Source organism: Erwinia magellanica, assembly GCF_039023495.1.
Lineage (GTDB): Bacteria > Pseudomonadota > Gammaproteobacteria > Enterobacterales > Enterobacteriaceae > Erwinia.
In genome coordinates this window covers 814,734-826,903 of sequence record NZ_JBCHVC010000001.1, presented here as the reverse complement: position 1 = coordinate 826,903, position 12,170 = coordinate 814,734, and the positions used below count along the sequence as shown (strand labels likewise).

7 protein-coding genes are annotated in these 12,170 nt (G+C 57.9%); 1 reads left to right on the top strand and 6 read right to left on the bottom strand.

Annotation, left to right across the window (positions count from 1 at the left end):
* Position 1 precedes the first annotated feature (1 nt).
* From AAH450_RS03785 to AAH450_RS03760, 6 genes are all read right to left on the bottom strand, one after another.
* Positions 2-2,623 carry a nitrate reductase gene (locus AAH450_RS03785; RefSeq protein ID WP_342908980.1) on the bottom strand — a complete coding sequence of 874 codons (2,622 nt, stop codon included), beginning with the start codon at positions 2,621-2,623 and terminating at the stop codon, positions 2-4.
* Positions 2,620-6,696, bottom strand: a complete 4,077-nt coding sequence (gene nirB / locus AAH450_RS03780; protein ID WP_342908979.1) for a nitrite reductase large subunit NirB — start codon at positions 6,694-6,696, stop codon at positions 2,620-2,622. The genes AAH450_RS03785 and nirB overlap by 4 nt, the downstream gene beginning before the upstream one ends.
* 17 nt (positions 6,697-6,713) lie before the next feature.
* Positions 6,714-7,496: an ABC transporter ATP-binding protein gene (locus tag AAH450_RS03775; protein WP_342909565.1), complete on the bottom strand. Its 783-nt coding sequence runs from the start codon at positions 7,494-7,496 to the stop codon at positions 6,714-6,716.
* Positions 7,496-8,386: a nitrate ABC transporter permease gene (gene ntrB, locus AAH450_RS03770; RefSeq protein ID WP_342908978.1), complete on the bottom strand. Its 891-nt coding sequence runs from the start codon at positions 8,384-8,386 to the stop codon at positions 7,496-7,498. The genes AAH450_RS03775 and ntrB overlap by 1 nt, the downstream gene beginning before the upstream one ends.
* Positions 8,383-9,645, bottom strand: a complete 1,263-nt coding sequence (locus AAH450_RS03765) for a CmpA/NrtA family ABC transporter substrate-binding protein (protein ID WP_342908977.1) — start codon at positions 9,643-9,645, stop codon at positions 8,383-8,385. Before AAH450_RS03765 ends, ntrB begins: the two co-directional genes overlap by 4 nt.
* A gap of 280 nt (positions 9,646-9,925) precedes the next feature.
* Positions 9,926-11,206 (bottom strand): nitrate- and nitrite sensing domain-containing protein, encoded by a 1,281-nt coding sequence (locus AAH450_RS03760; protein WP_342908976.1) that lies wholly within the window; start codon positions 11,204-11,206, stop codon positions 9,926-9,928.
* 451 nt (positions 11,207-11,657) lie between these two features.
* On the opposite strand from AAH450_RS03760, the gene AAH450_RS03755 reads away from it, so the two are divergent.
* Complete coding sequence (locus AAH450_RS03755) at positions 11,658-12,170, top strand: SH3 domain-containing protein (protein ID WP_342908975.1); 513 nt, start codon at positions 11,658-11,660, stop codon at positions 12,168-12,170.

Sequence of the window (12,170 nt, the reverse complement as noted above, 5' to 3'; positions counted from 1 at the left end):
TTCAGACTGGCGACTGCGCGCAGGCAATCAGCTGTTTAAGTTCAGGTAAGCAGGAGCCGCAGTTGGTACCGCATTTCAGCGCCACGCCCAGCGCCTCGGCGGTGTCGCATCCCCTGGCAATTGCTGCTGCAATCCGCTGTTCGCCGACGCCGAAACAGCTGCAAATTGTTCTGCCCTGGCTGCTGCCGGCGCGAGCCTGACCAGCCAGCAGCGCAAAACGACCTTGAGGCGTAACCGGGGCCTGAGTAAAAGCACCGGTTACGCTCTCGTTATCAATATCGGGTAACCTCTCGCGATCGCTGTAGAAGGCCAGCTCAAGGCGCCCCTTTTTCCAGCCAAGCAGATGGAAATAGCCCTTATCAGCCTGCGCGGTCTGTAGCTCCAGTCCGCTGAGCAGGCCCTGAGCGGTCAGCCAGGCCAGCGCCGTTCCCTCTCCCGCAAGGTGGTACCGGATTGCTCCCCGCTGCGGAATTTTGGCCCACCATGCACTTTCTCCCAGCGAGGCGGCCTCTCGCAGATATAAAATACCCTGCCAGTCACTTTTCCAGCGGCGCACGCGCACGGCGGTTTGCTTGCTTTCCGGCTGCCCGGACTCGGGACAGACGGTCGGCGCAATCAGCGCATCCACGCTGCCCTGGCTGCAAAACTGACGGTTCCAGTGCATGGGGAGAAACAGATTGCCACGCAGCGCGCCTTCGCTGATTTTCGCCCGGCACACCATCCAGCCACGGCTGGACTGCACCCTCACCAGATCGTCCTCCCGCAGACCATAGTGCCGCGCATCGTCCCGATGCAGTTCGCAAAAAGGTTCCGCATAATGCTGCATCAGACGCGGAACCGTGCCGGTGCGGGTCATGGTATGCCACTGGTCACGGATGCGGCCGGTGTTGGCAATCAGGGGATAGTGGCGATCGGCCTGCGCTACCGGCAGGCGTGGAGTAACGGCGATCAGGCGCGCTTTGCCGTCGGGATGAAAGAAGCGAAGGTCAGTAAATAATCTGGCGCAGCCAGCGGGATGTTGCTGATTAACGGGCCACTGAATGGGCTGCAACCTCTCCCACTGCTGATTATCGATGTTCGCCAGCCCGCTGATATCAAATGCCCGCTGGCCGTTATTTCCGAAACCTGACAAAGCGGCATGCTCACGAAAGATCTCCGCAGGATGCTGCCAGTCGAACGCCCCGGAAAACCCTAACCGCTGTGCAACCTGAGACAAGATCCACCAGTCAGGCATCGCTTCCCCCACGGGTGCAATAAACCCCCGCTGTCTGGAGATACGTCGCTCAGAATTGGTGACCGTGCCATTTTTCTCCCCCCATCCCTGAGCAGGCAGCAGAATATGGGCCAGCGCGGTGGTATCGGTTGCAGCACAGACATCCGAAACAATAACTAACGGGCACCTCTTCAGCGCGCTCAGCACGGCGCTGCCATCCGGCAGTGAAACGGCGGGATTGGTTCCCATTATCCAGATCGCTTTCACCTCACCGCGGCCGACAGCCTGAAACAGTTCGACCGCTTGCAGGCCCGGCTGGCTGGCAATTCTCGGGCTTTGCCAGAAGCGTTGCACCAGCGCCGCCTCTTCCGCAGAGAAGCCCATATGGGCCGCCAGCTGATTTGCCAGGCCACCCACCTCACGGCCCCCCATGGCATTGGGCTGACCGGTTAATGAGAAGGGGCCAGAGCCTGCCCGACCGATTTTGCCACTCGCCAGATGGACATTGATAATGGCATTACATTTGTCGCTGCCGCTGCCGGACTGATTGATGCCCATACAGTAGAGCGTCAGCGTGGCCGCAGAAGCGCTGAACAACCGGTAGAATTCCCTTACCTCCGTGACCTTAAGTTCACAATATTCCGCTACGGCATCAACATTCCACTCCGCAGCTGTGGCTAAAGCTGCCTCCAGCCCCACAACATGCTCCGCCAGGCTTTCATCCCTTTGCTGGTGCTCTTCCAGCCAGTGCAGCAGGCCGTTAAACAGGGCCGCATCGCTGCCGGGTTTCAGCGCCAGATGTAAATCGGCCAGATCGCAGGTAGCGGTCCGGCGCGGATCGATCACCACCACTTTCATCTCTGGCCTGGCCTTCTTCGCCTGCACCAGCCGCTGCCAGGCGACCGGGTGCGCCCATGCGGTATTCGACCCCGCCAGGATCACCATATCGGCAGCGTCAAAATCGTCGTAACAGCAGGGAACCGCATCAGCACCCAGCGCTCTTTTGTAACCCACCACCGCGGAAGCCATGCACAGGCGTGAATTGGTGTCGATATTGGCTACGCCAAGAAAGCCTTTCATCAGCTTGTTGGCAACGTAGTAATCTTCAGTGAGCAGCTGACCAGAGGCATAAAAGGCCACCGCCTGCGGGCCATGCTGGTCAATAACCTGTTGCAGCCTGCGGGCTACCTCATCCAGCGCCTGGGGCCAGCTGGCCTGCTGACCCGCTATCTGCGGATGTAATAATCTGCCCGCCTGCCCTGACGTCTCGCCCAGGGCCGAGCCTTTTACGCAGAGCCTGCCGAAGTTAGCGGGATGCTCTGCATCACCACTGACCTGGTAACTGCCGTCAGGCTGCGGCAACACCTCCACTCCGCACCCTACGCCACAATAGGGACAGGTGGTTTTCATGATGCCTCCGCCTGTAGCGCAAGATACTCAGGCGTGGCAATCAGCACCCTTCCGCCTTCGATTTTTACCGGCCAGCAGCGTATTGCTGCGCCGCTGTTATCCAGCGCCAGGCCATCGCGCAGGCGGAATCGCTGTTTATAGAGCGGGGAGACAACCATCGCTTCGCCCGCGCTGTCACCAAGAATACCGCGCGACATCACGCTGGCCCCGGTGCCCGGCTCTTTATCCTCCAGCGCAAAGACCTCATTATTCAGCCGGAACAGCGCAATACGCTCGCCGCCAAAGCGGGCGCCAATCCCTGCCTGAGGCGGGATATCCTCCAGCCTGCATACTTCGGTCCAGGGCAGAACTTCCCCTGAAACAGGGTGAGGAAGCGGATCGCTTGCCGGACGGATCTGGCCGCGCTGCTGCGACCAGCGCACAGACTCATCAGGTTTGGTGCTGTTGACCGTGGCGTGGAACAGCGCCAGACGTTCGGGGTCAGCCAGGGTGGTCTGCCATTCACACTGCCAGGACGCCACCACCCTCGCCATCTCCTGCTCCAGTTCGGCGGCGATGCCCAGCGAGTCGCCGATTACCACTTCGCGCAGATAGGCCAGGCCGCCTTCCATGTTATCCATCCAGACGCTGGTTCGTTGCAGACGGTCAGCGGTGCGGATATAGAACATCAGCAGGCGATCGACATAGCGGATCAGCGTGGCGTCATCCAAATCGCTGGCAAAGAGATCGGCGTGACGCGGTTTCATGCCGCCGTTGCCGCAAACATAGAGGTTCCACCCTTTCTCGGTGGCAATCACGCCAATATCTTTGCTTTGCGCTTCGGCACATTCGCGGGTGCAGCCTGACACCGCCATTTTGATTTTATGCGGAGCACGCAAGCCTTTATAGCGGTTCTCCAGATCGATGGCGAAGCGGGTAGAGTCCTGTACGCCGTAGCGGCACCAGGTAGATCCCACACAAGATTTCACCGTGCGCAGCGATTTGCCGTAGGCGTGGCCCGTTTCAAACCCTGCGGCCAGCAGCTGTTGCCAGATCTCCGGCAGCTGATCCAGGGTTGCGCCAAATAAGTCGATGCGCTGGCCGCCGGTAATTTTGCTGTAGAGGTTGTAGCGCTGAGCAATTTCTCCGATGGCAATCAATCCCTGAGGGGTGATCTCCCCCGCCGGGATCCTCGGGACTACTGAATAGGTTCCGTCTTTCTGAATGTTGGCAAAATAGCGGTCGTTAGTATCCTGTAACGGCAGATGCTGCGGTTTCAGCAGGTACTCATTCCAGGTGGAGGCGAGCAGAGAGCCGACCAGCGGTTTACACACTTCACAGCCCAGTCCGTGACCATGTTTTTCCAGCAGCGCGTCAAAAGTTTTGATCTCCTCCACGCGGATAAGATGATGTAGCTGCTGGCGCGAAAAGGCGAAGTGTTCACAGATATCCTTCTTCACCTCAACACCCAGGGTGGAGAGCTGATGCTCCATTACCTGTTTAACCAGCGCAGCGCAGCCGCCACAGCCGGTAGCCGCCCTGGTGCAGCTTTTCAGCGAAGCCATATCACCGCAGCCCCCTGAGACCGCCGCACAGAGATCGCCTTTCGTGACATTGTGGCAGGAACAGACCTGAGCACTCTCCGGCAACGCCGCCACGCCCAGCGCTCTGACCGGTGCGCCTTCCGTTGCAGGCAGGATCAGCATTTCTGGCTGGGATGGCAGCGGCAGGCTGTTAAGCATCATCTGTAACAGGGTGCTGTAGTCGCTGCTGTCACCCACCAGCACGCCGCCCAGTAACTTTTTGCCATCTGCGGAGATTACAATTTTTTTGTAGATCTCCTGCGGTTCGTTGTGCCAGCTGTAGCTCTGGCTGTGCGGCGTGCGCCCGTGAGCATCGCCAAAAGAGGCGACTTCCACGCCCAGCAGTTTGAGTTTGGTGCTCATGTCTGCCCCGCTGAACTGTGACGCTTCGCCAGCCAGCGTGTCGGCAACCACCCTGGCCATCTGATAGCCGGGCGCAACCAGTCCAAAAATCTGCTCCTGCCACAACGCGCACTCGCCAATGGCAAAAATAGCTTTATCAGAGGTGGCGCAGCTGTTGTCGACGATGATGCCGCCGCGTGCGCCCAGCGCCAGTCCGGCTTCAGCGGCGAGCCGATCGCGGGGACGAATTCCTGCGGAGAACAGCACCAGATCGCTCTCCAGCGTGCTGCCATCGGCAAAGTTCAGCCGCAACTTGCCCTCTTCCAGCGTTTCAATTGACTGGGTGGCTTTGCTGGTATGCACCTGCACGCCCAGCGCAGCGATTTTACGCCGCAGCATGCCAGCACCGCCCTCATCCAGCTGGACCGCCATCAGGCGCGGGGCAAACTCAACAACTTCCGTTTCCAGCCCCAGCTGTTTCAGCGCGTTGGCCGCTTCCAGCCCCAGCAACCCTCCGCCTATCACCACGCCTTTGCGTGAGTGCTGTGCTTTCGCTGCGATAGCATCCAGATCGTCCAGCGTGCGGTAGACAAAGCAGCCAGGGCTGTCATTACCCGCAATGGGAGGAACAAAGGCATAAGAACCGGTAGCCAGCACCAGTTTGTCCCAGCTCATTTCATGACCGCTGACCTCGCGCACGCAGCGACGCTCCCGGTCAACAGCCACCACGGGCCGATGGGTACGCAGTTCAATACCGTGCTCAGCAAAAAAGTTTTCGGCCACTAACGACAGCTCGGCGTGTCCTTTACCCGCAAAATAGTCGGAGAGATGTACCCGATCGTAAGCCACATGGCGCTCTTCTCCGTACACCACAATGTGGTAGTGCTGGTGAAGCTGGCGGGCAACAAGCTGCTCCAGAAAATGGTGGCCAACCATACCGTGGCCGATAACAACGAGTGAAGGTTTGCTCATCTCTATGCTTCCTGCAGCCTGCGGCTGCGCTGGGTTAGTGGGATCAAACAGCACGCTGGTGTGGGTGGGGGTGCCGTTTTGCATCAGGGGCAGCAAAGTGACAGCGTCACTTATATCGCCATAAAGCAGTATCCCTGTCAGCCGGTTCTGACGGAAAAACAGGCGGCGGTAATGGCGAGCTGTGGGGTCAAAAGCGGTGGCGCAGCGGGTGCCCGGACTCTGGGTAATCTCCCCGGCGCTGAATATCTCAATGCCGGTGACTTTGAGCCGGGTACCGTTATCATCGCTGTAAAAATCCTTTACCGGTGCGCCTGCAAGCCGTTGCGCCAGCAGAACAGCCTGTGCAAGGCATGGCGCCACCAGCCCGAATGTTTCGCCTTCAATCTCACAGCACTCCCCTATGGCGCTGACCTCTGGCACCGATGTGCGAAACTGGCGATCCACCACGACGCCACGATTGCAGACAAGTCCCGCCTGCTGTGCCAGGCTGATTGCTGGCATCACCCCTGCGGCCACAATGACCCTGGCAGCGGCAAGCTGGCTGCCATCGGTCAGGGTGACGGTTCTGCTGCCAATATGCTGAATGCCGCTGTTCATCCGGCAGATAATCCCTCGTGCCGTCAGGGTTTCCGCCAGCAGTTCTCCAGCTTTAGCATCTAGCTGACGATCCATCAGCCAGCCGTTGCGGTGCAGCAAAGTGACGCTTCTGCCGCGCAGGCGGAGCGCCGCCGCCGCTTCCACGCCCAACAGCCCACCGCCCAGCACCACCACCGGGCCGTCGTCCGCCAGCATCTGCTCTACGTCAGCCAGCTTGCGAAAGCCGCTGACGTGCGGCTGCCCGATGCCCGTAATAAAAGGCATTGCCGGTTCAGATCCGGTAGCCAGCACCAGCTGGTCCCAGTGCAGCGTGCGGCACGCTGTCCTTGCGGTTTTGCCGGTCAGATCGAGTGACAGCACCTCTTCACCGCTGAGCAGCGTGATGCCGCGTTGCTGGTACCATTCGGGGGGGTGCAACAGGGTTTCAGCAAAAGACTTTTCCCCACTCAGCACAGGCGAGAGCTGGATACGGTTGTAATTCCCGTACGGCTCACGCCCTGCTACCGTAATGCGGTAACGTTCCGGCGCCAGCGTCCACAGAGTTTCAACCATGCGCATTGCCGCCATGCCGTTACCTGTCACTACCAGATGCTCCGCCATCAGCCTCTCCTTATGCCTTATGCCGCTGACTGCTTTTCATAGAGAAAATGCAGTATCTGCTGACGAAGATGCTGGTAACGCGGCTCATCGGCCAGCGCCACCCTGCTGCGGGGACGAGGCAGATCAACCGTCAGAATTTCTCCCACCGTTGCCGCCGGCCCATTGGTCATCATCACCACCCGGTCGGAGAGCAGTACCGCCTCATCCACATCGTGGGTGATCAGCACAATGGTGGTGTTAAGCCTCTGCTGGATCTCCATCACCGCATCCTGAAGGCGCGCCCGCGTCAGGGCATCCAGTGCGCCGAAGGGTTCGTCCATTAGCAGCACCTTTGGTTTCATCGCCAGCGCACGGGCAATCCCGACCCTCTGCTTCATGCCCCCTGACAGCTCGCCGGGACGTTTGGTCAGCGCGTGGCTCATCTGTACCAGCTCAAGGTTGTGCAGGATCCAGGCGTGCTTTTCAGCTTTACTCTGCCCTTTGCACACCTGGTTCACCGCCAGCGCTACGTTGTCATAGGTGGTCAGCCAGGGCAGCAGCGAATGGTTCTGAAACACCACCGCACGCTCAGGGCCGGGGCCGGCAATTTCACGGTTATCGCACAGCAACACGCCTTCACCTGGCTGAGTCAGGCCGGCAATAAGATTCAGTAACGTTGATTTCCCGCAGCCTGAATGGCCGATAAGGCTCAGGGTTTCTCCCCGGTGGATATCGAAGCTGACGTTGTCCAGCGCCAGGAACTCTCCTCTGGCGGTGGTAAAACGCTGGGTGACCTGCTGTACCTGAATAATGGGTTGCATCATTTGCCTCCTTCCTGCCATGAGAAACGGCGGGCCAGCAGCATCACTCCCTGCTCTAACAGCAGCCCCACCACCCCGATAATGCCAATTGCCACCAGAATGTTTTGCACGTTCAGGTTGTTCCACTCGTTCCAGATCCAGAAGCCAATCCCCAGCCCGCCCGTCAGCATTTCGGCTGCCACAATCACCAGCCAGGCAATGCCGATGGAGAGACGCACGCCGGTCAGTACCGACGGCAATACGGCAGGAAAAAGAATTTTACGCAGGATGGTTAACTCCGTGAGCTGCAACACGCGGGCCACGTTGAGATAGTCCTCGGGGATGCGCTTTACCCCTTCGGCGGTGTTGATGATCATCGGCCAGATCGAGCAGATAAAAATGGTCCAGCTGGAGGCTGGCTCCGCACGCTGGAACAGCAGCAGCCCTATCGGTAACCAGGCAAGCGGGCTGACCGGGCGCAGCAGCGCCACTACCGGACTGAACATCCGCCCGAGAAAAGTAAAGCGGCCCAGTACAAATCCTGCGGGAATGCCCACCAGCGCCGCCAGGCCGAATCCTGTCGCCACACGCTCCAGCGAGGCCAGCACGTTCCAGCCAATCCCCTGGTCATTCGGCCCTGCGTTGTAGAAAGGATCGGCAAACAGCGTAACCGCAGCCTGCCAGGTGGATGCCGGGTCAGGAAACCCCTTGCTGTAGAGGGCGGCCAGTTGCCATACCGCCAGCAGCAAACCCATGCCACAAAAGCCGGGAAGAACACGCTGGACAGCGGGCCGTAACCACTGCCGTCTGATCGGCTCAGGCTGCACGGTACGGGTTTTTAACGGGATAACGCTGACTTCTGCCGTTGGGGTGTTTGCGATTAACGGCACTACGCGAGCCTGATTTTTCATTTCTGACCTCCAGAGTGAATAGCAAAGCTGTCGGCATACTCAGCGGGCTGGCTGCCATCCCAAACCTTGCCGTCTGCCAGCGTGCTGCTGCGCATTGCGCTGGCAGGAAGGGAAATATTGCCCACCGCGCTGGCCGCCTGCCGGTAGATATCGATTTGGTTGATCTGTTTAGCCACCGCCAGATAGTCAGGGTGCTGCTTAAGCAGCCCCCAACGCTTCTGCTGGGTCAGGAACCACATGCCGTCAGAGAGCCAGGGAAAGCTGACCGCACCCTCGTTGAAAAAGCGCATTGCATGAGCGTCCTGCCAGCTTTTCCCCAGCCCGTTTCTGTAGTGCCCCAGCATCCGGCCCTCGATCGTTTCCGGTTTGGTATTGATGTAAGCCCGGCCGGCAATCGCCTGTGCGGTTTCTTTACGGTTTGCGTCGGAAGCATCAATCCAGCGTGCAGCTTCCAGCACGGCGGCGGTTAACGCCCTGGCGGTATGAGGATTCTCTTTCACCCACTGCGCGCGGGTACCCAGGATCTTTTCAGGATGATCGGGCCAGATATGCTGGGAGGTGGCGGCGGTAAAACCGATGTTGTCGCTGATGGCGCGCTCGTTCCAGGGTTCGCCCACGCAGAAGCCGCTCAGGTTGCCAATTTTCATGTTCATCACCATTTGCGGCGGCGGCACGACCACGGTTCTCACATCCCGGATGGGATCGATACCGCCATTCGCCAGCCAGTAGTAAAGCCACATTGCATGGGTGCTGGTTGGAAAGGTGTGCGCAAAGGTACAGGTGCCCGCAGGTTGCCCTTTTATCGCTTTCTGCAAGCCGGTTATCTCGGTGACGCCAGCCTCTTTCAGCTGATTTGACAAAGAGATAGCCTGGCCATTCTGATTCAGGGTCATCAGGTTCGCCATCTCATGCTGCGGCCCGGCTACGCCCAGTTGCAGGCCATAAATCATGCCGTAGAGAATATGCGCCGCATCAAGCTCCCCGGAAGTGAGCTTGTCACGCACCGCCGCCCAGCTCGCTTCTTTACTGGGTTGCAGCGTGATGCCATATTTTTTATCGAAGCCCTTGAGAGAAGCCATTACCACCGGCGCACAGTCTGTCAGAGGAATAAAGCCGACTCTGACCGTGGTTTTTTCCGGTGCATCAGAGCCGGCAGCCCAGACGCTGTTCATCAGACCAGGGATCAGGTAACCGCCGCCAAGCAGGGCGCTTCCGGCAAGAAATCGTCGTCTGGAGAGCGGAAATCTCGTTTTACTCATCTTGGGCTTCCTGAAAAAAATGCATAAAAAAAGGCGTCCGACCAGCATGCTGAAAGCATGCGGCAGGACGCCTTTATCCAAAGCACTCGCTCCACCGCCATTGGCGAAGCAAATGCATCATTGTGATTAAATTATTGCAAAGGCTGTGCCAGGTTCGATTCAGCCGTTGTTGCGTGCCTGAAGCCTTGCGCTACGGGAAGTGAAGGCTCTGAACGCCGCTGACCGCAACGCCTATATGCCCCAGCATGAGGCAGAATTCGCACACCCTTTGTGCAACTACTCATTTGGTGGTAGGGGGGAAAACTGCGGCAACCGAGAGCAGCGCGCTGGCGATATCCACCATGCGACGGTTCTGATCCATCGCCATTTTTCTCAGCATCTGCCAGGCCTGCTCTTCGCTGTAGGCGTGGTGCTGCATCAGCATCGCCTTAGCGCGATCAATCGCCTTGCGCTCGTTAAGGGTGGTGCGCATTGCGGCCAGCTCATCATCCTGCGCCTGTAACCGCTGCGACTGCTCCTGAACCAGCCCAAGTACGGAACGCCCAAGTTCAGGCATCAGCCCGTCTGTTTCCAGCGGCCCGCCACTCGCCATTCCCTCATTACCGGCAACAAAAACCGTATAAGCGGGTTCATTTTTCAGCTGCTCCACCCTTTGCTGTAAAGCGGCTTCGCCACTGCTGGCGTCTGCTGCCCGCCGCAGACTGTCGCGGCAGCGCAGCATCAGCTGCTGAGCCAGGCCATCTTCAATACTCTTCAGCCCGTCAATACGTCGGGACATTAACTGAAACCAGCGCAGCGCCATTTCAGTTCCCTCTGCCTCTGGCTGGCTGCGGGTGCAGGCGATGCGTCTTAACCGCTCCACATCATTTTCATTGCTGCTGACCTGCCGCCATTTTTGCAGGCTTTGTGCATCTGCAAACTGAACGAAACTGGTAAAGCAGCGCTCCTGAGCCGCTATCAGGCTGACTATTTTCTCACTCTGCTCAGGGCTGAAGTGGCCTGCGGCAAAGCCTGCCGAGCCGATAGCCCTCTCCTGACCCGCCAGCTCTTTCCCCTGCATAAAAGTGAAGATGGCGATCTGCGCTCTGGAAACATCACGATCGGTGGCCGTGTCGATCGTTTCAAAAACCAGGTTTAGCAGTTGACGAATGATGTAGCTGAACCTGTCCATCGCACCGGAATGAGTGAACCGGAAAAGCCTGACGCCCTCCCGGAGCGCGGCCAGCTCGCTGATGGCGTGAAGCGCAGTGGCTATTCTGCTGAACAGACGGCGGTTGCCCGGCCATGCGTGCTCCGCAGAAGGCAGCGGGGGCAGCTGGTGCATCAGGCTGTTTATCGCCTGGCTTACCTGCTTCTCCCGGAGCGGCAACTCATCTCCAAACAGCTGCCCCTGAGAACAGATCCATATGTTGCTGGCCCCACGTTCACGCTGCAACTCATGGATAAGCTGGCTTATCACGTCGGTCAGGCGACCAGTCTGTAGCAAATTTTGCAGTCCGACCCGTTCACACTGTTGCGAAGCCAGCAGCCAGGAGTGAGCCGCAGGGAGGGTTCCACTCATTTTGCCTCTCCATAAAAAATTAGGGTTTTCAGAGAGAAGCAATTTCTGTGCCTTAAGCGTTAGCGCTCTGGCTTTTCGCTGAAAAAAACGCGAAGCGTTCAAAGTAAAAGGCGAAAAAATAGTTAAGAAAAACTGATATTTCTGTTGTTACCAGAAAACCTCAAGCCTGGTACCGCTCAAAACCTTGCTGCAAGCGGCATGAATACAGATTATTCCTACTAATCAAATTGACTTGTTGTCACCTTTCAGGCAAAGATTGTCACCTATCTCTGGCCAGATAACATGTAAAGAGGCGCTCTGCAATGGTTCCCATTCTCAAAAGCCTCCTGTAAACTGTTGCCATAGATATCTTTCTGTAAACCTGAATAATTTTTAATGCTCTCTGCGGCGAAACAGCGCAGAAAGCGCACAAAAATGTTGGGGTTTTGCCTGTGGACGATAAGTCACACTGATGAAATTCATGAGGAACAATGTGAAAATAAGCATCGCGTTTACCCTGTTGGCAGTGCTCTCTCTGTCCGGATGCAAAGCTCCTCCTCCGCCGATGACGGACGATACGCTGATCACCAGTGAAGTTGATGGTGTCAAATTTACCCATCGCCATGCGATTCAGGTTCCTCAATCCTTTTCTCCGGTCAACGAAACTTACCGTGCGCTCTATAACGCCTCGGTGATGACCAGCCCCGACTTTAGCGGGAAAATTGTTCGCTACCTTGAAAACGGCAAGCCGTTTACCGTACTGGGTGAAGTGGAAAATCACTGGCTGGCCATAGCTGACCCGGATCAGGAGCAGTTAATAGGCTATGTGCCCTTCAAAGCTGGGGTGAAAGCCGATTTGTATGATGCCACGCTGAAAAGCGATCGTCCCCGCCCGCGTAAAAATGCGAAAAAGGTGTGCGTTGACGTTGGAGGCAAGAGCAAAGCCTGTCGCAACAACGATACGGCTACCTGGATTTTAGAGTAA

What these genes read in the sequence shown, in the direction of transcription:
- AAH450_RS03760 (WP_342908976.1), bottom strand. Translation starts at nt 11,206, where the DNA reads ATGAGTGGAACCCTCCCTGCGGCTCACTCCTGGCTGCTGGCTTCGCAA.
- AAH450_RS03775 (WP_342909565.1), bottom strand. Translation starts at nt 7,496, where the DNA reads ATGCAACCCATTATTCAGGTACAGCAGGTCACCCAGCGTTTTACCACC.
- AAH450_RS03765 (WP_342908977.1), bottom strand. Translation starts at nt 9,645, where the DNA reads ATGAGTAAAACGAGATTTCCGCTCTCCAGACGACGATTTCTTGCCGGA.
- AAH450_RS03755 (WP_342908975.1), top strand. Translation starts at nt 11,658, where the DNA reads ATGAAATTCATGAGGAACAATGTGAAAATAAGCATCGCGTTTACCCTG.
- nirB (WP_342908979.1), bottom strand. Translation starts at nt 6,696, where the DNA reads ATGGCGGAGCATCTGGTAGTGACAGGTAACGGCATGGCGGCAATGCGC.
- ntrB (WP_342908978.1), bottom strand. Translation starts at nt 8,386, where the DNA reads ATGAAAAATCAGGCTCGCGTAGTGCCGTTAATCGCAAACACCCCAACG.
- AAH450_RS03785 (WP_342908980.1), bottom strand. Translation starts at nt 2,623, where the DNA reads ATGAAAACCACCTGTCCCTATTGTGGCGTAGGGTGCGGAGTGGAGGTG.